Annotated in this window: 20 protein-coding genes; 15 read left to right on the top strand and 5 right to left on the bottom strand. The window is 61.4% G+C overall.

Translation table 11 applies throughout. The features are described from left to right. Positions 1-67 precede the first annotated feature (67 nt). Positions 68-1,261 (bottom strand): ABC transporter substrate-binding protein, encoded by a 1,194-nt coding sequence (locus tag PXK07_RS00100; protein WP_274846150.1) that lies wholly within the window; start codon positions 1,259-1,261, stop codon positions 68-70. Between the two features lie 198 nt (positions 1,262-1,459). Here PXK07_RS00100 and PXK07_RS00095 point away from each other — a divergent pair, with 198 nt between their 5' ends. After that, positions 1,460-2,569, top strand: a complete 1,110-nt coding sequence (locus PXK07_RS00095) for a PQQ-dependent sugar dehydrogenase (protein WP_274846149.1) — start codon at positions 1,460-1,462, stop codon at positions 2,567-2,569. Between the two features lie 8 nt (positions 2,570-2,577). Here the strand turns inward: PXK07_RS00095 and PXK07_RS00090 are convergent, their stop codons facing one another. Then, positions 2,578-3,579, bottom strand: a complete 1,002-nt coding sequence (locus tag PXK07_RS00090) for a GlxA family transcriptional regulator (RefSeq protein ID WP_274846148.1) — start codon at positions 3,577-3,579, stop codon at positions 2,578-2,580. Positions 3,580-3,762: 183 nt separating this feature from the next. On the opposite strand from PXK07_RS00090, the gene PXK07_RS00085 reads away from it, so the two are divergent. Beyond that, complete coding sequence (locus PXK07_RS00085) at positions 3,763-5,145, top strand: class II 3-deoxy-7-phosphoheptulonate synthase (protein WP_274846147.1); 1,383 nt, start codon at positions 3,763-3,765, stop codon at positions 5,143-5,145. A gap of 233 nt (positions 5,146-5,378) precedes the next feature. On the opposite strand, the gene PXK07_RS00080 is transcribed toward PXK07_RS00085, so the two are convergent. Further along, a complete protein-coding gene (locus PXK07_RS00080; protein WP_274846146.1) occupies positions 5,379-6,197 on the bottom strand; it encodes a PAS domain-containing protein in 819 nt (272 codons plus the stop codon). Positions 6,198-6,463: 266 nt separating this feature from the next. Between PXK07_RS00080 and PXK07_RS00075 the strand changes: the two genes are divergently transcribed. The 11 genes from PXK07_RS00075 to phoB all read left to right on the top strand — a co-directional run bounded on the left by PXK07_RS00075 (position 6,464) and on the right by phoB (position 17,298). Further along, positions 6,464-7,360: a YicC/YloC family endoribonuclease gene (locus PXK07_RS00075; RefSeq protein ID WP_274846145.1), complete on the top strand. Its 897-nt coding sequence runs from the start codon at positions 6,464-6,466 to the stop codon at positions 7,358-7,360. Between the two features lie 44 nt (positions 7,361-7,404). Next, positions 7,405-8,046: a guanylate kinase gene (gmk, locus tag PXK07_RS00070; RefSeq protein WP_274846144.1), complete on the top strand. Its 642-nt coding sequence runs from the start codon at positions 7,405-7,407 to the stop codon at positions 8,044-8,046. Further along, on the top strand, positions 8,043-8,567 hold the full coding sequence (locus PXK07_RS00065) for a gamma carbonic anhydrase family protein (RefSeq protein WP_274846143.1): 525 nt from the start codon (positions 8,043-8,045) through the stop codon (positions 8,565-8,567). The genes gmk and PXK07_RS00065 overlap by 4 nt, the downstream gene beginning before the upstream one ends. After that, positions 8,568-9,752, top strand: a complete 1,185-nt coding sequence (locus PXK07_RS00060) for a trans-sulfuration enzyme family protein (RefSeq protein WP_274846142.1) — start codon at positions 8,568-8,570, stop codon at positions 9,750-9,752. A gap of 53 nt (positions 9,753-9,805) precedes the next feature. Continuing rightward, positions 9,806-10,846: an ATP-binding protein gene (locus PXK07_RS00055; protein ID WP_274846141.1), complete on the top strand. Its 1,041-nt coding sequence runs from the start codon at positions 9,806-9,808 to the stop codon at positions 10,844-10,846. A 216-nt stretch (positions 10,847-11,062) separates the two neighbouring features. Further along, complete coding sequence (locus tag PXK07_RS00050; RefSeq protein WP_274846140.1) at positions 11,063-12,118, top strand: substrate-binding domain-containing protein; 1,056 nt, start codon at positions 11,063-11,065, stop codon at positions 12,116-12,118. 104 nt (positions 12,119-12,222) lie between these two features. After that, positions 12,223-13,701 carry a phosphate ABC transporter permease subunit PstC gene (pstC, locus tag PXK07_RS00045; protein WP_274846139.1) on the top strand — a complete coding sequence of 493 codons (1,479 nt, stop codon included), beginning with the start codon at positions 12,223-12,225 and terminating at the stop codon, positions 13,699-13,701. Continuing rightward, entirely contained in the window at positions 13,701-15,068 is a 1,368-nt protein-coding gene (gene pstA / locus PXK07_RS00040; protein WP_274846138.1) for a phosphate ABC transporter permease PstA, read from the top strand. Before pstC ends, pstA begins: the two co-directional genes overlap by 1 nt. An 11-nt stretch (positions 15,069-15,079) precedes the next feature. Further along, on the top strand, positions 15,080-15,874 hold the full coding sequence (pstB, locus tag PXK07_RS00035; RefSeq protein WP_274846137.1) for a phosphate ABC transporter ATP-binding protein PstB: 795 nt from the start codon (positions 15,080-15,082) through the stop codon (positions 15,872-15,874). A 21-nt stretch (positions 15,875-15,895) separates the two neighbouring features. Beyond that, positions 15,896-16,606, top strand: a complete 711-nt coding sequence (gene phoU / locus PXK07_RS00030) for a phosphate signaling complex protein PhoU (protein ID WP_274846136.1) — start codon at positions 15,896-15,898, stop codon at positions 16,604-16,606. 2 nt (positions 16,607-16,608) lie between these two features. Beyond that, the gene (gene phoB, locus PXK07_RS00025) at positions 16,609-17,298 is read left to right on the top strand and encodes a phosphate regulon transcriptional regulator PhoB (protein ID WP_274846135.1); all 690 of its coding nucleotides are present in this window, start codon (positions 16,609-16,611) and stop codon (positions 17,296-17,298) included. A gap of 82 nt (positions 17,299-17,380) precedes the next feature. Here the strand turns inward: phoB and PXK07_RS00020 are convergent, their stop codons facing one another. Further along, positions 17,381-18,292: a LysR substrate-binding domain-containing protein gene (locus PXK07_RS00020; RefSeq protein WP_274846134.1), complete on the bottom strand. Its 912-nt coding sequence runs from the start codon at positions 18,290-18,292 to the stop codon at positions 17,381-17,383. Positions 18,293-18,399: 107 nt separating this feature from the next. Between PXK07_RS00020 and PXK07_RS00015 the strand changes: the two genes are divergently transcribed. Continuing rightward, the gene (locus PXK07_RS00015; RefSeq protein ID WP_274846133.1) at positions 18,400-19,620 is read left to right on the top strand and encodes an acyl-CoA dehydrogenase; all 1,221 of its coding nucleotides are present in this window, start codon (positions 18,400-18,402) and stop codon (positions 19,618-19,620) included. A gap of 45 nt (positions 19,621-19,665) precedes the next feature. Here PXK07_RS00015 and PXK07_RS00010 read toward each other — a convergent pair whose 3' ends face one another. Continuing rightward, positions 19,666-19,821, bottom strand: a complete 156-nt coding sequence (locus PXK07_RS00010; protein WP_274846132.1) for a hypothetical protein — start codon at positions 19,819-19,821, stop codon at positions 19,666-19,668. A gap of 537 nt (positions 19,822-20,358) precedes the next feature. Here PXK07_RS00010 and PXK07_RS00005 point away from each other — a divergent pair. Beyond that, complete coding sequence (locus PXK07_RS00005) at positions 20,359-22,110, top strand: SulP family inorganic anion transporter (RefSeq protein ID WP_274846131.1); 1,752 nt, start codon at positions 20,359-20,361, stop codon at positions 22,108-22,110. Positions 22,111-22,612: the final 502 nt, after the last annotated feature.

Here is a 22,612-nt window from a genome sequence, read left to right as displayed (position 1 = left end):
GTCTTTAAATTTGGAACAGCCCGGACGATGCCGGGCTGATCTGTTGTTTCGGGTATCCGGGTCAGGATTAGCGGAATTTCACCGTGGCGTTCACGCCGTCCTTGACTTCGATCTCGCGGTAGGAGCCTGCGCTCTCACCGGGGCCGATCAGCTCAACGCCGGTGGCACCCTGGTAGTCGATCTCACCGCCAGTGGCGAGGATTTCCAGTGCCTTGCCCAGCTCACCGGGGTTGATCGGCTCACCGGGGGCGTTGGCCACGTCCATGATCTTGGCGCCGTAGTCAGCCGGGTTGCTGGAACCTGCCGCCTGCATGGCCAGCAGGAACAGGGCGGCCGCGTCATAGGATTCAGGCGCATAGGCCGAGGTGCCGTCAAAGCCCTTTGCCTTGGCCAGTTCCGCGAAGACTTCCGCACCCTTGGAGTCGGAACCCGCGATCTGGCCGAAGGAGCCATCGAGATCCGAACCGACGTTCTTGGGCAGGCTGTCGCCGATCATGCCGCCGGGCAGGCCGAAGGTTTCATAGGCGCCGCTGTCCAGGGCCGATTGGATGATTCCGAGACCACCCTGATCGAGGTAACCCGCAACCACCAGGATGTCGCCGCCGGCAGAGGCCAGCGAGGCGACCTCGGCAGAGTAGTCACCCTTGCCGTCTTCATGGGCGGCCACGATGGTGACTTCACCGCCAACGCCTTCGAAGGAGGTCTTGATCGCGTCGGCGAGACCCTTGCCATAGTCGTTGTTGGTATAGGTCAGGGCGATCGACTTGATGTCACGTTCCTGCAGGATTTCCGCCATCACCTGACCTTCGCGCGCGTCGGACGGCGAGGTGCGGAAGAACAGACCATTGTCTTCCATGGTGGACAGACCCGGCGAGGTGGCCGAGGGAGAGATCATCACCATGCCGTTCGGGATGGCAACGTTCTGCAGGATCGCGCCAGTCACACCGGAGCAGTCGCCGCCCACGATGCCGTTCACGCCATCGGCGATCAGCTTTTCACCATTTGCAACCGCCAGACCGTTGTCGATACAACCGGTGTCTGCGCGGATCGAGGTCACTTTGGCGCCGCCCAGAAGCTTGCCGGAGGCGGTGACTTCGTCCATTGCCATCTCTGCACCGGTGCCCATGGCAGCGGTCAGCGATTCAATCGGGCCGGTAAAGCCGAGCAGAACGCCCAGCTTGATTTCCTTGCCATGTCCATCCGCGAATGCGGTGCCGGCGGTCAGGGCGATAGCCGCGGTGGCCGTCATCAGTTTTTTCATTGTGTAACTCCCGTGTTGGAACATTTCAGTTCACATTGGACCCTAGGCAAGGTGCGACAAAAAGGGAAGTCCAATTGGACATCGCTTGGGTTGAGACGCAGCCTCGGGTCATACTCCTCCTGATCAGGCCCATTTTTCGTGATTTGGCCTGATTGGGGCGTGCGTTTACAGTGTTCCCAGGCAAAGGGGAAGATGGCAATGCGATTATTCTGGGTCACTCTTATTGCAGGGCTGGCGCTCAGCCTGGGCGTGCAGGCTGCGCAAACCACATCCGTTTCCAGCAGCCAGGGCAAGCTGCAGATCAGCCGGATGGCAGAAGGGTTTGATATTCCTTGGGCCTTTGCCTTTTTGCCCGATGGCAGCCTGCTGGTGACAGAACGCGAAGGCGCGCTGTATCTGGTGAAAAACGGGCGTCGCACCAGGGTTTCTGGCCCGCCGCGCGTGGCTGCGCAGGGGCAAGGCGGGCTGCTGGATGTGATGATTCCGCGGGATTTCGCCCAAAGCCGCGAGCTGTTTCTGACCTTTTCCAAGCCACAGGGACGGGGGGCCAATACCGCCCTTGCGCGCGCGGTTCTGAGCCCGGATGGCAAGTGGCTCACCCAAGTGAAGATCCTGTTCGAAGCCGCCGCGGGCGCGACCGGCGGGCGGCACTTTGGCTCCCGCGTCATCGAGGCCGCCGACGGCACCCTGCTGATCACCGTCGGCGACCGGGGCGAGAGGCCCAGCGCCCAGGACCCCGCCAGTCACCAAGGCAAGGTCTTGCGGATCAATCGGGATGGTAGCATCCCCAGTGACAATCCCTTTGCATCCACGCCAGGCGCCCGGCCCGAGATCTGGACTCTGGGACACCGCAACCCGCAAGGCATGGCGCGGGACGGGCAGGGGCGGATCTGGACGGTCGAACATGGCGCCCGGGGCGGCGATGAGGTGAATCTCATCCGCAAGGGCGCCAACTATGGCTGGCCGGTGATTGCCTATGGGCGGCACTATTCCGGCGCCAAGATCGGCGAGGGAAGGCAAAAGCCCGGGATGGAGCAGCCGCAGTGGTATTGGGATCCCTCCATCGCACCGTCCGGCATGATGATCTACTCCGGCAAGATGTGGCCTGCCTGGCGTGGCGACTTCTTTGTCGCCTCCTTGAAATTCGACATGATCTCAAGACTGTCGGGCACCCCGTTGCGGGAGGTCGAGCGGCTTCAAAGCGATCTCACGGGCCGGATCCGCGATATTCAGGAGGCACCGGACGGCAGCATCTGGTTCGCCTCCGAGACCGAAGGCGCGCTGTTTCGCATCTCCAACGGGGACTAGAGCGGCCCTTAAGAGAGCCGCACTGCCTTGCTGCCGCGCTCCCGATAGGGGGTGGTGTCATAATGGGCGCGGTAGCATTTCGAGAAATGTGACGGCGAGGCAAAGCCACAGGCAAGCGCCACATTGATGACGCTCATATCGGTCTGCATCAACAGGTTACGCGCCTTTTGCAGGCGCAATTCCATGTAATAGCGTTTCGGACTGCGGTTCAGATAGCGGCGGAACAGGCGCTCCAGCTGGCGCGTGGACATGCCCACGTCCTGCGCCAGGATCGAGGGGCTGATCGGTTCTTCGATATTGGCTTCCATCATCTGGATCACCATTGACAGTTTCGGATGGCGCACCCCGATGCGGGTCGGGATCGACAGGCGCTGGGTGTCCTGGTCGGTGCGGATCGAGGAATAGATCAGCTGATCCGCCACCGCATTGGCCAGTTCCTCGCCATGATCATCCGCGATCAGTTTCAGGATCATGTCGATAGAGGCCGTCCCCCCGGCCGTGGACAGGCGATTGCCATCCAGCACAAAGACCGATTTTGTCAGCTCGACGTCCTCGAACTCCTCGGTGAAACTATCGGCGTTCTCCCAGTGGATGGTCGCACGCCTGCCATCCAAAAGCCCCGCCTTGGCCAGAGCATAGGACCCGGTGCACAATCCCCCGATCATCACCCCCTTGCGGGCCTCGCGGCGCAGCCACGCCAGCAGTTTCTTGCTGCTCACCTCCTGCACGTCCAGGCCCGCGCACAGAAGAACGGTGTCATCGCGCTGCAGATCGACCAGATCTCCATCCAGCTGAAAGGTGGTTTCGGCCGAACAGGTCACGGTTTCACCGCCTTCACCATGTATCGCCCAGGTATAGAGCTTTTGCCCGCTCATCCGGTTTGCGATGCGCAGACATTCCACTGCCGAAGCAAAGGAAAGCATCGAGAACTTTTCCAACAGAACGAAGACAAACCGCTTGGGCTGGATGCTGCGGTTTTCGAGCTCGACATGTTTGCGTCGGATTTGCATGGTGCGGGCCCCATCATGAGTTTCGGATCGTGCAGGGAGTCGGGCCACTCCTGACTGAAGGAAACCGTGCTCACAGGATCGCTATCGGGTCAAGACATTCGAATTCTGAACTGGTCAGCGGTCGCGGCTTTTTGTATATGTGTTCTCCGTATTGAACAAAGACCTCTTGAGCGGAGACAAGCGATGAGTGAGTGGCAAAAATCGACCTGGCGCCAGAAACCGCGGGTTCAGATGCCCGACTATACCGACGCGGCGGCCCTTGCGGCCGTCGAGACGCAGCTTTCGAAGTATCCGCCGCTGGTCTTTGCCGGTGAGGCCCGACGCCTGAAACACCACCTGGCTGCGGCCGGGCGCGGCGAAGCCTTCCTGCTGCAGGGGGGCGATTGCGCCGAAAGCTTCGATCAGTTCAGCGCCGATGCCATTCGCGATACCTTCAAGGTGATGCTGCAAATGGCGATGGTTCTGACCTATGGCGCCAAGGTGCCGGTGGTCAAGGTGGGCCGCATGGCCGGCCAATTCGCCAAGCCGCGCAGCGCGCCAACCGAAACCGTCGATGGTGTGGAACTGCCCAGCTACCGGGGCGATATCATCAATGACCTCGCCTTCACCGAGGCTTCGCGCGTACCGGATCCGGCACGGATGCTGCAGGCCTATACCCAGGCCGCTGCAACGCTGAACCTGTTGCGCGCCTTTTCGACCGGCGGTTACGCGGATGTGCATCAGGTCCACGCCTGGACCCTGGGCTTCACCGAAAGCGAGAAGGCAGAAACCTACCGCGAGATGGCCAACCGGATTACCGATACGCTGGACTTCATGAAGGCGGCCGGCGTCAATAGCGACACGGCCCATACCCTGCAGACGGTGGAATTCTACACCAGCCACGAAGGGTTGCTGCTGGAATATGAAGAGGCGCTCACGCGGCTTGACTCGACCTCCGGCAAATGGCTGGCGGGCTCTGGCCACATGATCTGGATCGGCGACCGCACCCGTCAGCCCGACGGCGCCCATGTGGAATTCTGCCGCGGCGTGCTCAACCCGATCGGGCTGAAATGTGGTCCGACCACCACGGCCGAGGACCTGAAGGTGCTGATGTCCCGGCTGAACCCGGACAACGAAGAGGGGCGCCTGACCCTGATCGCCCGCTTTGGCGCGGGCAAAGCAGCGGATCACCTGCCGCGGCTGATCAAGGCGGTGAAGGAAGAGGGCGCCAAGGTCACCTGGGTCTGCGATCCGATGCATGGCAACACCATCAAATCCACCACAGGCTACAAGACGCGCCCCTTCGACAGCGTGCTGCGCGAAGTGCGCGACTTCTTTGCAGTCCACGGCGCCGAGGGCACCATCCCCGGCGGTGTGCATTTCGAGATGACCGGTCAGGACGTGACCGAATGCACCGGTGGCGTGCGGGCAGTCACGGATGAGAACCTGAGCGACCGTTACCACACCGCCTGTGATCCGCGTCTAAACGCCAGCCAGTCGCTGGAACTGGCCTTCCTGGTGGCCGAAGAACTGTCCGGCCTGCGCGACCAACGCGCAGCAGGTGCCACGCAAGCCGAAGCGGGTTAAGGCCGCGCGTCGCAATACTGCGTGTAAAGAAACGGAAAGGCCGCCCTGGAATTGGCGGCCTTTTTCAATTGGATGCAACATATTCCTAAAGTCGTGAGCTCCGGCAATGCGGCAGGCCAGATCAAACAGTCCCCGGAAACGGGAAACGCCCCGGGAATTCTTCCGCGGGGCGCGTTTCTGGTGCTATGACCTTCGACCAGAATTTGAGAGCCGGACCGGTCCGGCATATGGGTTCAGTCGCGGCTGACGACCAGGCGCAGGTGAGAGCCGCGCTTCTTGGGGCTGTTGCCAGAGGCCGGGTTCTGGCTGATCTCAGCCTTGGGCTCAGAGCGCAGGGATCCGCGATCCGCAAGCGAGCGGGCCTCGTCGAGGATGGATTTCTCGGTCTTGAAACGGGCCTCGGTTGCGGCAAAGCCGGGGTTCGGCGTGTTGATGTCTTCCTTTTCCTCGCGCGGCTTGGCTTTGAATTCGGCATCGGACGCGGCCTGCGAGATGGTGCGCATCTCGATCGACGTCACCGAGAAGCGCTGCGAGGTGCCGGTGGGGTTGCCTTCAGAGACGAAGACACCCAGCGCACGGCTCACGTCGCCCAGATCGCTGCGCAGCGGCAACAGCAGCATGCGTGCGCCGCGGCTGCCGTGCAGGCGGGTTGCCTGGGTCTGCAGCTCCAGTTCCACGATGGCGGGCGCGTCGAACATATGCTCAAGCGCGGCGCTCAGCTGTTTGCGGGCCTCCGGCGTAAAGAACGCGGTGATCGGCATGCCGCGCACTTCCATGCCGGCCATTTCGTTCACTTTTTGCCCGGCAAGACGGAAACGGGCGATCCCCGGTGCCACGCGCTCCAGGATAAAGGTCTGAGACAGGATGTTCTCAAGACCGCGCGGATCGATCTGCGAACGGCTGGGGATATCGTCACCCCGGCGCAATGCTGTCCAATAGGCTTCTGCCTGGCGCAACGCCGACACAGGGGTGCGGCTGCGGAAGTTGTTCATCGGAACCACCTTGTCGTGACCCTTGTTCTGTCCAGAGCTCTTGCGACCACCGAAAAACATGTCCTTCGTCCTTTGCTTGCACCGGCGAATTGCCAGTTGTTGGCGGTGGTGTTCAAGCATTCTTAAGACTGCTTAACGTTTTCCACCATAATCCTTACTTCTCCGTTAATATGGCACAATCTAATTCAAATTGTGACTAATTCTGCATGCAATGGTTAACGAGAAGGATTAGCCGCCCTATACCAATGAAATCGCCGCCTATCCGTTGTGTCAGGCACTGGCTTTGTGGCAGTCTGCGGTGAACGAATACACAAAGGGCAGCGCGCATGGGCGTGAACAGCATGACAGGATTCGCATCCGCGCAAGGCGGGCAGGGCGCCCACAGCTGGAGCTGGGAGATTCGCTCGGTGAATGCAAAGGGCCTGGACCTACGGCTGCGAATCCCGGACTGGCTGGAAGGCCTGGAACCCTTTGTGCGCACGACACTTTCCAAGTCTCTGGCCCGTGGCAACGTCTCCGTCTCCCTCCGCATGAGTCGCAGCGAAGAAGGGGCCGGCCCCTTGTCTGTCAACCAAGGCGTGCTGGCCTCGGTCCTGCAGGCGCTGGCACAGGCGGAATCCGCGGCCCAGAGCATGGGCGTCGATCTGAAACCGTCTTCGGCGGCGGATCTTCTGGCCTTGCGCGGGGTGCTGGAACAGGCCGCGGTCCAGGATGATCCGGCGCCGCTGGTGGCCACTCTGAAGGGTGAGTTCTTAACCATTTTGGCGGATCTTTCGGCCATGCGCGCGGCAGAAGGTGAAGAACTGTTGAAGGTTCTGAGCCGCCAAACCGGCGCGGTCGAGCAGCTGAGTCTGACCGCGACGCAGCTGGCAGAGGCGCGAAAACCCCATATGGCGGAAGCCCTGCGCGCAAACCTGCAGCGGGTCTTGCAGAATGCCGACGGGATCGATCCCGACCGGCTGGCCCAGGAATTGGCGCTGATCGCGGTGAAATCCGATGTGACCGAGGAAATCGACCGTCTAGGCGCCCATGTGCGCGCGGTGCGCGACCTGCTGGAGGCAGGCGGCCCCATCGGGCGGAAGCTGGATTTCCTGATGCAGGAATTCAATCGCGAGGCCAATACGCTCTGCTCCAAATCGCAAAGCAGCGATCTGACCGCCGTCGGGCTTGAACTGAAGGCGGTGATCGATCAGATGCGCGAACAGGTTCAGAACGTCGAATAACCGGTATATACAGCCAATAGAAACAGACAGAGGGAGAGCAGCAGATGGCGGATCGCCGTGGCCTCTTGATCATCCTGTCGTCGCCTTCGGGTGCCGGCAAATCCACCCTGGCCAAGCGCCTGCGCGCCTGGGACGACAGCATCCGCTTTTCCGTCTCGGCGACCACGCGCGCCCCGCGCCCCGGCGAGGTGGACGGGCAGGACTACCATTTCAGCAGTGTCGACGATTTCAAGACCGCCGTTGCCGAAGGCGAGATGCTGGAACATGCCCATGTGTTCGGCAATTTCTACGGCTCGCCCAAGGGGCCGGTGCGCGATGCCATCCACGCCGGTCAGGATGTGCTGTTTGACATCGACTGGCAGGGCGCCCAGCAGATCCGCAATTCGGATCTGGGCCAGCACACCCTGTCGATCTTCCTGCTGCCGCCCTCGATCCACGAGCTGCGCCGCCGCCTGGAAAGCCGCGCCCAGGACGATGAAGCCACCATCAAGCGCCGCATGGAGAAAAGCTGGGACGAGATCAGCCACTGGGGCAGCTATGATCACGTGTTGATCAACGATGATCTGGATGCCACCGAACAGGCGCTGCGCACCATCATTACCGCAACCCGCCTGCGCCGCATTCAGCAGCCCCATCTGATGGAGCACGTGCGCGGCCTGCAGGCCGAATTCGAGGATATGCAATGACCCTTTACGCTCTGGGCGCCGACGCCCCCCAAATCCATGCCGACACCTGGGTCGCCCCCGATGCCAATCTGGTCGGCAAGGTGGTGATGGAGGCGGGCTCCTCGGTCTGGTTCGGCTGCACCATCCGCGCCGATCACGAGGAAATCCGCATCTGTGAAGGATCCAACGTGCAGGAGAACGTCGTCATGCATATTGACGCCGGTTACCCATTGCACATCGGCAGGAATTGCACCATCGGTCACAAGGTGATGCTGCATGGCTGCACGATTGGCGAAAACTCCCTGATCGGGATGGGGGCGACCGTTTTGAACGGGGCAAAGATCGGCAAGAACTGCCTGATCGGCGCCGGCGCTCTGATCACCGAAAACAAGGAGATCCCGGACAATTCGCTCGTGATGGGGGCGCCGGGCAAGGTCGTTCGTGAGGTGGATGCCGCCACGATCGAAAAGCTGAAGTGGAGCGCCCTGCATTACCAGGAGAACATGCGCCGCTTTCGCGAAGAAATGAAGAAGGTTGACTGAATGAGAAATTCCAAAGGCTCGCTGATGCGGCCCGATCCGCTCCCCTCGAGTGCCAGCCGCCCGGTGGTGACACCGCTCAGCCCCTCGGTGGTCTATGCCAGCGAAACCCCTGATGCGCTGGACGACCAATACGAAGGCCGTGTGCACGGCTACACCTATTCCCGCGAGGGCCACCCGAACGCGGATGTGGTCGCCAAGCGGTTGGATGCGATGGAAGGCATGGCCGGCGGCGTCGTCACCGGCTCCGGCATGGCGGCGGTTTCGGCCGTTTTGCTGGGTCTCACCCAGGCGGGCGACCATGTGATCGGCGGCAACCAGCTTTATGGCCGCTCGCTGCGGCTGATGAAGGAAGACCTGCCGCGCCTTGGTATCGAAACCTCGCTGGCGGACCCTGCCGACGTGGAGGCGGTGCGCGCCGCGATCCGCCCGGAAACCAAGATGATCCTGGTCGAGGCCGTGTCGAACCCGACGCTGGCCGTCGCCGATATCGACGGCCTGGCGGCCCTGTGCAAGGAAAAGGGTATCCTCTTGGTGGTGGACAATACCTTCACCACGCCACGCGGGTTCAAGCCCTTCGACCATGGTGCGGATATCGTCATCCACTCGATCACCAAGCTTCTGGCCGGCCATTCCGATGTGATGCTGGGCTATGTGGTGGCGCGGGACCCCGCGCTCAATGACCGGATGCGGATCTTCTCGGTGACGACCGGCATGACGCCCAGCCCGTTTGATTGCTGGCTGGCCGAACGCGGCATGCTGTCGTTCGAACTGCGGTTCGAGCGCAGCCAGGCCACGGCGGTGGCACTGGCCGATCACCTGGCGGGGCTGCCGGGGGTCAAACGGGTGATCTACCCGACCCGCAAGGATCATCCCGACCACGCGCGCGCCATGGAGCTGCTGCAGGGTCAGGGGTGCAACATGGTCTCCTTCGAGCTGGAGGGCGGGCGTGCTGCCGCCAATGCCTTTACCCGCGGGGCAGACGGTCTCAGCTTTGCGCCGACCCTGGGCGATGTGGGCACCACCCTGTCCCATCCGGCGTCCTCCTCGCACCGCGCCTTGACGGCAGAGGAACGCGCCGCGCTTGGCCTGAGCGAAGGGTTCTTCCGGATCTCGGTCGGTCTGGAGGATCCCACCGCATTGCTCGCAGTCTTTACCGATGCGGTGGCGGCGGCGCGCGACGCGTAACAAAACGGTTACATTGGGCGGGTAGAGGGGCTGAACCGCAATCGGAGAGGGCCATGACGCAAGAGCTGATCGAAGGGTTTCTGGAAGCCATCCCGCTGCCTGCGGTGCTGGTGGATCAGACCGAACGCTTCATCGGCGCCAATGCGGCTGGCACCACCCTTTTGGGGCAGCAGCTGAAGGGGCGGCATTTCGCCACCATCCTGCGCCAGCCCAATGTGACCACCGCCATCGAGGCGTCTTTACGCGACAAGGCCGCCCGCAGTGCGCGGCATCTGTCGAATGACGGTGCGCAGGACACCACCTTCGAGGTGAGCCTGCGCTACGTCCCGGGCATCGGCGCCGTCAGTGGCGGTGCCGTGCTCCTGTGCTTTACCGATGTGACCGAGCGCGAACAGGCCAGCCAGATGCGCCGCGATTTCGTGGCCAATGTCAGCCACGAGCTGCGCACGCCGCTGACCGCGCTGATGGGCTTCATCGAGACCCTGCGTGGGGCGGCGCGCGACGACGCCGCCGCGCGGGACCGGTTCCTTTCCATCATGGAGGGGGAGGCCAGCCGCATGAATCGCTTGGTCGGGGATCTCCTGTCGCTGAACCGGGTGGAAAGCGAAGAGCGCATGCGCCCCAAGGAACAGATGGACCTGACCGCCCATCTGCGCTCGACGTTGAAGACCATGCAGCCCCTGGCCGACTCCGGCAAGGTCACCCTGACCCTGAACGCGCCGGAAGAGCCTGTGCAGGTCACCGGCGACGCCGATCAGCTGCAGCAGGTCTTCACCAACCTGATCGAGAACGCCATCAAATACGGCGGCGACAAGGTCGATGTGGTTGTCACCCCGATGGAACGCGACCCGGCGCTGCGGGCACCGGCCGTGCGTATCCAGGTGATCGACAATGGCCCCGGCATAGATCCCGTGCATCTGCCGCGGCTGACCGAGCGTTTCTACCGTGCCGACAGCCATCGTTCCCGAGAACTGGGCGGCACCGGCCTGGGCCTTGCCATCGTCAAACACATCATCAACCGCCATCGCGGGCGGCTCCGTGTGGAAAGCGACCTGGGGGCAGGGGCCAGCTTTACCGTGATCCTACCGCAATAATCCGCAGCCACCGGCCCGGATTTATCTTCCGAAACCGCGTCCCGCCCCTCGGCCAGGGGTGTAGGAGAAGTTTTTTGTCATAAAACCGCCCGGAAATCGGGCTTTGTCACACAGCTGTTACATAGCTGTCACAAAAGCCTCATCAGCTGTCTGTAGCAGGAGGCCAAGATCATCGTGGGGGTGATCGAAACCTTCTAACACCTCATGGAGACCTAGATGTCCTTTGTGAAACTTTCCGCTTCCGCCCTGGCAATCGCTGCCGTTTCGGCCACCGCTGCCGCTGCTCGTGATCAGGTGCAGGTTGCCGGCTCCTCGACCGTTCTGCCCTATGCCTCGATCGTTGCCGAAGCCTTTGGCGAAAACTTCGACTTCCCGACACCGGTTGTCGAATCCGGTGGCTCCTCGGCCGGCCTCAAGCGTTTCTGCGAAGGCGTAGGTGAGAACACCATCGACGTTGCCAACGCATCGCGCAAAATCAAAGACAAAGAGATCAAGGCCTGCGCCGATAACGGTGTGACCGACATCATCGAAGTCCGCATCGGTTATGATGGCATCGTCTTTGCTTCCGACATCAACGGCAACGGTTTTGAATTCACCCCGACCGACTGGTTCCTGGCCCTGTCCGACCAGATCATGGTCGACGGCCAGATGGTTGCCAACCCGAACAAGACCTGGGCCGACGTGAACCCCGCCTTCCCGGCGCAGCCGCTGCAGGCCTTCATCCCCGGCACCAAGCACGGCACCCGCGAAGTGTTCGAGGACAAGGTGATCCTGGCCGGCTGTGAAGCCACCGGCGCCTTCGAGCACCTGCTGGCCCACGCGGAAGGCGACAGCGACAAGGCCAAGAAGAAAGCGGCCGAGAAAGCCTGTATCTCGCTGCGCACCGATGGCGTCTCCGTCGATATCGATGGCGACTACACCGAGACCCTGGCCCGCATCGAGAGCAACAAGGACGGTATCGGCGTCTTTGGCCTGGCCTTCTACGAGAACAACACCGACAAGCTGCAGGTCGCAACCATGTCCGGTATTGTTCCCTCCACCGAAAGCATTGCAACCGGCGAATACCCGGTGTCGCGCCCGCTGTTCTTCTACGTGAAGAAGGCCCACATCGGCGTGATCCCTGGCCTGAAGGAATACGCTGAATTCTTCATCGCCGACGAAGTTGCAGGCCCCGACGGCCCGCTGGCCGAATACGGCCTGGTGTCCGACCCTGAACTGGCGAAAACCCAGGAAGCGGTTGCAAACGAAGACGTAATGGGCGGCAACTCCTAAGTTCCCCCCTTGCCGAATGTGATTTGGCCGGGGGATTGCTCCCCCGGCCATTTCCGTCCAAACGACCTGTGTTAACCTAGATCCGCCATCAAACGGAGTTGTCGATGCCGACATTCTCGCTTGTCCTGATTGTATGTGCCATTGCGGCCGCCGGTTTCCTTCTGGGCCGCCACCGCGCGCTGGCTTCGGCTGGCGGAGACGCAAGGACCCTGCATTCGCTGCCGTCCTACTACGGCTATCATGTGGGGCTCAGCGCCCTTATCCCTGCCCTGGGCGTGCTGGTGATCTGGCTGTTGGCACAGCCTGCGCTGATCGAAAGCCGGGTTTCCTCGATGATCCCCGCCGAAGCGGTGCCGGAAAACGCATCGCTCAGTCTGGTGATGAGCGACGTGCGCCGCGTCGCCGAAGGGTTGGAGCTTGCCGTCGCCGAAGGGGCGCTGAGCAATCGCGACATCCGCGCCTTTGACAGCCAGACCACCGACCTGCGCGCCATCCTGGGCGACCTGGGCGTTGCCCTGGGCGCCGATGTGCGCCCCGAGGTGCTGGAGGCTGCCCGCAGCTATCGCGGATCCTCGAAAACCGGGCGCCTAGCGATGACCGTGGTGGTGATTGGTCTCGCGCTTGCCGGTCTCGGCCTTGCCTATCGTGCCACGCACAAGGATTTTCGCGCTCGCAATGTGGTAGAGCGGGTGATCATGGCGCTGTCGATCCTCGCGGCCTCGCTTGCGATCCTGACAACCGTGGGCATCGTGCTGTCGATGCTGTTCGAGACGCGCAACTTCTTTGCCCTGCATTCCTGGACCGATTTCTTCTTCGGCTCCACCTGGGCGCCCAACTTCCGCGGCGATAGCGAACTGTCGATCCTGCCGCTGCTGTGGGGCACGCTTTACATCTCCTTCATCGCGCTGCTGGTGGCGGTGCCGGTCGGGCTCTTTGCCGCGATCTACCTGTCGGAATACGCGGGCCCCGCCGTGCGCGCCTTTGCCAAGCCGCTGCTGGAAATTCTCGCGGGCATTCCCACAATCGTTTACGGCCTTTTCGCCCTCTTGACCGTCGGCCCGCTGCTGGTGCGCTTCTTCGGGCAGGGAGAGAACGGCATTCTGGGCGTCGAATGGATGAGCGGCGCCACATCGGTGCTGACCGCCGGCGTTGTGATGGGCATCATGCTGATCCCCTTTGTCTCCTCGCTGTCGGATGACATCATCAACGCGGTGCCGCAGGCGATGCGCGATGGCTCGCTTGGCCTTGGCGCCACGCAATCGGAAACCGTGCGCCAGGTGGTGCTGCCGGCCGCGCTGCCGGGCATTGTCGGCGCCATTCTGCTGGCTGCCTCGCGCGCCATCGGGGAAACCATGATCGTGGTGATGGGGGCGGGGGCGATTGCAAAGTTCTCTGCCAACCCGCTGGAAAGCATGACCACGATCACCACCCGTATCGTCAGCCAGCTGACCGGCGACACCGACTTTGCCAGCCCTGAAACCCTTGTGGCCTTCGCGCTTGGCCTGACCCTTTTCGTTCTCACGCTGGGGCTCAATGTTCTGGCGCTTTATATCGTGCGCAAATACCGGGAGCAGTACGACTAATGACCGATATCAGCCAATCCCCGACCCCCATGGGCGGCGCTGCAGGGCAGACCAAAGGCGGCTCCCTTCTGACGCAGAATGCCCGCACCCGCAAACGCAACGCCGCCGAAATGCGCTTTCGCGGCTATGGCATCGCGGCCATCGTGGTGGGCCTGATCATGCTCCTGGTGCTGGTCACCACCATCGTCAGCCGTGGCACCGGTGCCTTTCAGCAGACCTTCATCACCCTTGATGTGGAACTGTTGGAGAGCAAGCTCGACAAGAAGGGCAATCGCGATCTTGACGATATCAAGAAGGTCACCACCTTCGGCTACGCACCGCTGATCAAGGGCGCGATGGAAAGCACGGTCGATGCTCTTGGCATTGAAACCGGCCTCAAGTCCAAGGAGTTGGCCGGTCTGCTGTCCAAGGACGCTGCCGCGCAGCTGCGCGCCTATGTGATCGAGAACCCCGATCAAATCGGCCAGACCGTCGAGTTCCGCTTCCTGGCGCAAAGCCGCGTCGATGGCTACCTGAAGGGCCGCGTCAGCCGCGACAGCATCGAGAACGACAAGAATATCTCGGCAGGGCAGCTGGATCTGGTGGATGCGCTGGTCGCCGCCGGTGTGATCGAGAAGACCTTCAACCTTGATTTCATCATCGGCGCGGATGCCTCCGACCAACGGCCCGAAGCGGCAGGCATCGGGGTTTCCATGATGGGTTCCCTGTTCATGATGCTGGTGGTTCTGGCCCTGGCCCTGCCCATCGGCGTGGCCGCCTCGATCTATCTTGAGGAATTCGCGCCCAAGAACTGGCTGACGGACATCATCGAGGTGAATATCTCCAACCTCGCCGCGGTGCCCTCGATCGTCTTTGGTATCCTCGGCCTGGCCGTCTTCATCAACTACATGCACCTGCCGATGTCGGCGCCGCTGGTGGGCGGTCTGGTGCTGACGCTGATGACCCTGCCGACGATCATCATCTCCACCCGCGCCGCGCTGAAGGCGGTGCCGCCCTCGATCCGGGATGCGGCACTTGGGGTCGGGGCCTCGAAGATGCAGGCGGTGTTCCACCACGTGCTGCCGTTGGCCGCCCCCGGTATCCTGACCGGCACCATCATCGGCCTGGCGCAGGCGCTGGGAGAAACCGCGCCGCTGTTGCTGATCGGCATGGTGGGTTTCATCGCCTCCAATGCGCCGGAAACCATCGCTGACGGGTTGCTGGCGCCCAACTCGGCCATGCCCGCGCAGATCTACGAATGGGCCAAACGCGCCGACCCCGCGTTCTACGAACGCGCCTGGGGCGGCATCATTATCCTTTTGGTTTTCCTTGTAACCATGAATACGGTGGCTGTGATCCTGCGCCGCCGGTTTGAACGCCGCTGGTAAGGGGCATCGACATGAACGACATGAGCAGACTGGACAAGACTGTGACCAATACGACCAAAATCTCGGCGAAGAACGTCAACGTCTATTATGGCGACACCCATGCGATCAAGGACGTGAACGTCGAGATCGAGGACAACACTGTCACCGCATTCATCGGCCCCTCGGGCTGCGGCAAGTCGACCTTCCTGCGGTGCCTGAACCGCATGAATGACACCATCGATATCTGCCGCGTCACCGGCGAGATCCTGCTGGATGGCGAAGACATCTATGACAAGCGCGTCGACCCGGTACAGCTGCGTGCCAAGGTCGGCATGGTGTTCCAGAAACCCAACCCGTTCCCGAAGTCGATCTATGACAACGTGGCCTATGGCCCGCGCATTCACGGCCTCGCGCGCAACAAGGCCGACCTGGATGAGATCGTCGAGAAGAGCCTGCGCCGTGGCGCCATCTGGGACGAGGTCAAGGACCGCCTGCACGCCCCCGGCACCGGGCTTTCGGGTGGTCAGCAACAACGCCTGTGCATCGCCCGCGCCGTGGCCACCGAGCCCGAGGTTCTGTTGATGGATGAACCCTGTTCGGCGCTGGACCCGATCGCGACCGCCCAGGTCGAAGAGCTGATCGACGAGCTGCGTGCCAGCTATTCGGTGGTGATCGTCACCCACTCGATGCAGCAGGCCGCTCGCGTCAGCCAGAAAACCGCCTTCTTCCACCTCGGCAACCTGGTGGAATTCGGAAACACCGGTCAGATCTTCACCAACCCCGAAGATCCGCGCACCGAAAGCTATATCACCGGCCGGATCGGCTGATCCCCTCGCAAGGACTGAGACATGGAAGAACAACATATCGCATCCGCATTCGACCGGGATCTTGAAGCCATTCAGGCCCGGATCATGAAGATGGGCGGCCTGGTCGAGGCGGCCATCATGGAATCCGCCCGCGCCCTGGAAACCCGCGACGAAGAGCTGGCCCAGAAGGTGCGCGCTGACGACAAGGCGATCGACGGTCTGGAAGAGCTGATCAACGAGGACGCCGCGCGCGTTATCGCAATCCGCTCGCCTGCCGCCGTGGATCTGCGCGTGGTGCTGTCGGTGATGAAGATCGCCGGAAACCTGGAGCGCATCGGTGATTATGCCAAGAACATCGCCAAACGCACCGGTGTGCTGATCCAGGGCAATGACAACCCCGAAAGCGCCGCCGCACTGCGCCGGATGGCGCGCGAGGTGGAGCTGATGCTGAAGGATGCGCTGGATGCCTATATTCAGCGCGATACCGAACTGGCCCGAGACGTGATCAGCCGCGACCGCGACGTGGATCAGATGTATAACGCCATGTTCCGCGAATTCCTGACCCACATGATGGAAGATCCGCGCAATATCACCCCCTGCATGCACCTGCATTTCATTGCCAAGAACATCGAGCGTATGGGCGACCACGTCACCTCGATCTGCGAGGAGCTGATCTATCTGGTCACCGGCAGCCGCCCCGAGGATGACCGGCCCAAGGCCGACATGACCTCGACCACGCCGCAGGAGGTCTGACCATGGCAGCCGATCAGCCCACTGTTCTGGTCGTCGAAGACGAACTCGCCCAGCGTGAAGTGCTCGCCTATAATCTGGAGGCCGACGGGTTTCGCGTGATCCGCGCGGAAAACGGCGAAGAGGCGCTGCTTCTGGTCGAGGAAGACACGCCCGATATCATCGTGCTGGACTGGATGATGCCCAATCTGAGCGGGATCGAGGTCTGCCGCCGCCTGAAGTCGCGCCCCGAGACCCGCGCCATTCCGATCATCATGCTCTCGGCGCGCTCCGAAGAGGTGGACAAGGTACGCGGCCTTGAAACCGGCGCCGATGATTATGTGGTGAAACCCTATTCGGTGATCGAACTGATGGCCCGGGTGCGTACCCAGCTGCGCCGCGTGCGCCCCTCCACCGTGGGGATGCGCCTGGAGTTCGACGATATCATTCTGGATGCGGAAACCCATAAGGTGAGCCGTTCGGATCAGCCGCTGAAACTGGGACCGACCGAATTTCGCCTGCTTTCCACCTTCATGGAAAAACCGGGCCGGGTCTGGAGCCGCGAACAGCTGCTGGACCGGGTCTGGGGCCGCGACATCTATGTGGACACCCGCACCGTCGATGTTCACATCGGTCGATTGCGCAAGGCGCTGACCCAACACGGCGGTGACGATCCCGTGCGCACCGTGCGTGGCGCCGGCTACGCGCTCGGCTAAGGGGATTACCCGGCTATCGCACCGCTGCATGGGCGGTGCACGGATGATGTACAGGGGGTGCACAGGTTGCACACCCTGTTTTTCAGCGCGGCAGCGGGTCTTCGGGCTGCGCCTTTGTGGCCAGCCAATCGCGGAATTTGGCCAGTTCCGGCATACGCGATTTGCTACTGGGCCAGACCAGATAATAGGCGCCGCGCGTCTCGCTCGGGGCAGGGTGCAGGGCCACCAGCCGCCCCGTCGCCAGATCCTGCTCCACCAGGTAATCCGGCATCAAGGCGACCCCCAGCCCGTGCAGGGCCGCCTGGGTGATGGTTGCAAATTGATCATACATGCTGCCGCTGCCGGTCTTTGGCGGCATGACGCCCTTGTCGGTGAACCAATCCGACCAGGCATCGGGGCGGGTCTGGATATGCAAGAGCGGCAGGGACCGGATCTGTTCCGGGGTCTTGATCTCCTGCCCGCGCAGCAAATCCGGCGCGCATACCGGGATCAATTGCTCGCTCTTTAGCAACAGAGAATCCGTGCCCGGCCATTCTGCCTCGCCAAAATGGATCGCTGCATCAAAGACTTCCGCCGCAAAATTGAATGGCTGCAACCTGGTGGTCATATTGATGGTGACATCCGGGTGCAGCCGGGCAAACTCCGGCAGCCGCGGCATCAGCCAGCGCATGCCAAAGGCCGGCAGGATCGCCAGGTTCAGTGTCCCCGCCAAAGGTGCGGTTTGCAGGCGCAGCGTCGCCTGCGCGATCTGGTTCAGGGCCATCCTGACTTCTGACGCATATTCAACCGCTTGCGGAGACAGAGACAGCGTCTTGCCGTCTCTCTGCACCAGGTCCAGCCCCAATTGCCGCTCCAGTGTTTGCAGCTGGCGGCTGACAGCGCCCTGTGTCAGCGACAATTCCGCTGCCGCGGCTGAGGCGCTGCCCAAGCGCTCAAGCGCCTCCAGCGCACGCAGGGAAGAGATCGAGGGGAGAAAACGACGGGGTGCGGGCATGTATTACATTTACTCATATGTTATTGCCAAAGTCTCGCTGTTTTTTTTCTTAACCCGGGATTAGGATGTGCGACAGTTTGACCATTCCTAAACCACGGAACACGACAATGACCGATGCACCTAAACTGCGGGCCAAGGATGCCCCCGATCTTGGCAGCTTCAACTGGGAAGATCCGCTGCGGCTGGAAGATCAGCTGACCGAGGACGAGCGAATGATCTCCGCCTCGGCCCGCGCCTATGCCCAGGAAAAACTGCAGCCCCGCGTCACCGAAGCCTATGAGAACGAACAGACCGATCCCGCGATCTTCCGCGAGATGGGCGAGATGGGCCTCTTGGGCACCACCATTCCCGAGGAATACGGCGGGCTGGGCGCGGGCTATGTGTCCTACGGCCTGGTTGCCCGCGAGGTTGAGCGCGTCGACAGCGGCTATCGCTCGATGATGTCGGTGCAAAGCTCGCTGGTGATGTACCCGATCTATGCCTATGGCAGCGAGGAACAGCGTAAGAAATACCTGCCGAAACTGGCCTCTGGCGAATGGATCGGCTGCTTTGGCCTGACAGAACCCGATGCGGGCTCGGACCCTGCCGGCATGAAGACCCGCGCCGAGAAAACCGCGACCGGCTACAAGCTGACCGGATCCAAGATGTGGATTTCCAACGCGCCGATCGCGGATGTCTTCGTGGTCTGGGCCAAGTCCGAAGAGCATGGTGGCAAGATCCGCGGCTTCGTGCTGGAAAAAGGCATGAAGGGTCTCTCTGCTCCGAAGATCCAGAACAAGGCCTCGCTGCGCGCCTCGATCACCGGTGAGATCGTCATGGATGGTGTTGAAGTGGGCGAAGATGCGCTGCTGCCCCATGTGCAGGGGTTGAAAGGCCCGTTCGGCTGTCTGAACCGCGCGCGTTACGGCATCAGCTGGGGCGCCATGGGCGCGGCCGAGGCCTGCTGGCATGCGGCCCGTCAATACGGTCTGGACCGCACCCAATTTGGCCGTCCGCTGGCCAACACCCAGCTGTTCCAGCTGAAGTTGGCAAACATGCAGACCGAGATCGCGCTTGGCCTGCAATCGTCCTTGCGGGTGGGGCGCCTGATGGATGCCGCCAACGCAGCACCCGAGATGATCTCCATCGTCAAGCGCAACAACTGCGGCAAGGCTCTGGATATCGCGCGCATGGCGCGGGACATGCACGGTGGTAACGGCATCAGCCTGGAATTCCAGGTCATTCGCCACATGGTGAACCTTGAAACCGTTAACACCTACGAGGGCACCCATGACGTTCACGCGCTGATTCTGGGTCGCGCCCAGACGGGTTTGCAGGCGTTCTTTTAACCTTTGAACCTCCCACGCCCTGTGTCCAGCGCGGGGCGTGCGGCATCAGCCACTGAGTTTCACAAGACCGCAAGGCCTGTCGGCTTTGCGGTCTTGCTTTTTGGATTTGCATTTTTCCAAAACCCATTCATCTCCACAGTTTTGCAATGTCAAAACGGTTGTTAGATCCAGGTCTTCTTGGCGCATCGTATCCAAAATCATGAAGAGAGATCTTAACAGGCGCGATCATGACTGGCCGACTGCACCTTGTCCTCTTGATCGCACAGATTGATCTTCGGTAAGGAAGGTTAAGGTGGGAAGGCGCCTTCATCGTTTCCGCGGCAGTCAATCAAGGATCCCCGTTCCAAAGACCACAAAAGCGCAAATGCCGATTTCAGGCTGGGAAAGCGCAGGCAAACCGCTATTTCTGCAAATGGGCGCAAGAGCGTTTCGGAGAGTTCATCGGCAAGACCAGCAGAATTTTCGGCGCTCTGCAAAAATGCAAATCAAGCCCTGCCGGAATACGGGTGCGAAATTGCAATGCAAAACACCCAATGAACGCCAATCCTTTGCGTAAGCACCTGAGTATTCACTTATTTTTAACATCTCACAGGCTGTCGGTCGATCCCCAAACGCAGATAAATTTAACAAAAGGGGTTTTCTCCAGCCTCAAGCAGTTATATGTGGTTTTTGGAATATGTTAAGCCGATCTGCGCGCCCGACCAGGCCCTGCGGCGCTTGTTGAGGATCGTCACCCAAATGCCATCGCCCTTGTCACGCCTCGATCTGAAATCCCTGTTTCCCGTGCTCGACTGGGGCCGACGCTATGATCGACCGGACTTTGCCGGGGATATGACAGCGGCGGTGATCGTCACCATCATGCTGATCCCGCAGTCGCTGGCCTACGCGTTGCTGGCGGGGCTTCCGGCCGAGGTCGGGCTTTACGCATCGATCCTGCCCCTGGTGGCCTATGCGATTTTCGGCACCTCGCGCGCTCTGGCGGTAGGGCCCGTGGCGGTTGTTTCGCTGATGAGCGCCTCAGCTCTGGCGCCCTTGGGGCTGGAGACGGTGGCAGAATTCACCGCGTCGGCCGGGGTTCTGGCGCTGCTGTCGGGCCTGATGTTGGTGGCCATGGGGGTGCTGCGACTGGGCGTTGTCGCCAATCTGCTGTCCCATCCGGTGATCGCAGGGTTCATCACCGCCTCAGGCCTGCTGATTGCGGTCAGCCAGTTGAAACACCTGCTGGGCATTCCAGCCCATGGGCACAATTTGCCCGAGATCCTGTATTCGCTGGGGCAGGGGGCGGATGCAACCAACCTTTGGACCCTGGCAGTTGGCGCTGCCGCCCTTGGGTTTCTGTTCTGGGTCCGCCGCTCCATGGCGGGCGTCCTCCATACACGGATTGGTCTTTCGAAAGAGGCAGCCGGAACCGCAGCCCGGGTCGGTCCGGTATTCGCGGTGATCGGCACCATCCTGCTGTCCTGGGCGCTGAATCTGCCGGAACGGGGCGTTGCCGTGGTTGGCGCGGTTCCGACCGGCCTGCCGCCTCTTGGTCTGCCCGACATCGATTGGGCGCTTATCCCGGCGTTGATCGGGCCTGCGGCCTTGATCACCATCATCGGCTATGTCGAAAGCGTCTCGGTCGCCCAAACCCTTGCCGCCAAGCGGCGTCAGAAAATCGATCCGAACCAGGAACTTAAGGCGCTCGGTGCAGCCAACCTCGCCTCAGCTCTGTCCGGGGGCTATTCGGTCACGGGCGGCTTTGCCCGTTCGGTGGTGAACTTCGATGCTGGTGCCCGAACCCCCGCAGCCGGGGCCTTTACCGCCGTGGGCCTGACATTCGCGGCGCTGTTCCTGACACCGCTGTTGTACTTCCTGCCCAAGGCGACCCTGGCGGCGACGATCATCATCGCGGTGCTGTCGCTGGTGGATCTGAAGATCCTGAAAACAGCCTGGACCTATTCCAAGGCCGATTTTGCCGCGGTCCTGACGACCATTCTTTTGACGCTGATCGTCGGGGTTGAAATGGGCGTGGCCGCGGGCGTCCTCGTGTCTTTGCTTCTGTTCGTCTGGAAAACCTCGCGTCCGCATGTCGCCGAAGTGGGGCAGGTGCCCGGGACCGAACATTTCCGCAATATCCACCGCCACGAGGTTGTGACCGATCCGTCCCTGGTGACGCTGCGCATCGACGAAAGCCTGTATTTCGCCAATGCCCGGCGGATGGAGGACATGATCCTGGCGCGCGTTCATGCCGGGCGCGATCAGATCAAACATGTAGTGCTCATGTGTTCGGCAGTGAATGAAATCGACTTGAGCGCATTGGAATCGCTAGAGGAAATCAATCAACGCCTGTCTGACATGGGGGTGATTCTGCATTTGTCCGAGGTCAAGGGGCCTGTGATGGATCGCCTGAAGCGCAGCCATTTCCTTGATGCATTGACCGGAGAGATCTTCCTGTCCCAGAATGAGGCCTTCGAAAGCCTGAAATCGGTGGAGAAACTGCCAGGCTAAACCATCGGAAGCCTGGCCCGAGATCTTCGCCGTGGGGCATTCACGTCCCGGGAGGGTCTCACGTGAGAGCAACATCCGATGATGCGCCAGGTCGTGTTTTGTTGGCGCTCAGACGTTATGGACTGTCAAAGTCTGCGTTGGCATCTGTCACGTCTCAAACCCAGATCGTTACAGATCTGGGGATCTGGGGTGATGATTGGGATGACTTCTACCCACTTCTCAGGCATGTTTACGGAACAGATTTTTTGGTTCCGCAGGAGTGTGTTCCAGGTGAATTTGATTGGCAAAGAACATTGAAAGGATGGCAACCTTGGATGCCCTTGAAACGGGCAGTTCCCACCAGATCGCTTACGACCCGTGAATTGGACTGCGTGATGCGAGGGGAGCCGGATCCCTGGAAGGGCAGCCATAGATGACCCGACGCGTGATGGTTCAAGGGTCGTTGCGACGTTTTTCTCTATCTTAGCTTCATCATCTCTTCTCTGAATGCCTCGCTTGGGGT

Origin of the sequence: Phaeobacter sp. QD34_24 (assembly GCF_028890115.1) — a bacterium.
Lineage (GTDB): Bacteria > Pseudomonadota > Alphaproteobacteria > Rhodobacterales > Rhodobacteraceae > Phycobacter.
This window is presented reverse-complemented; position numbering and strand designations above follow the sequence as displayed.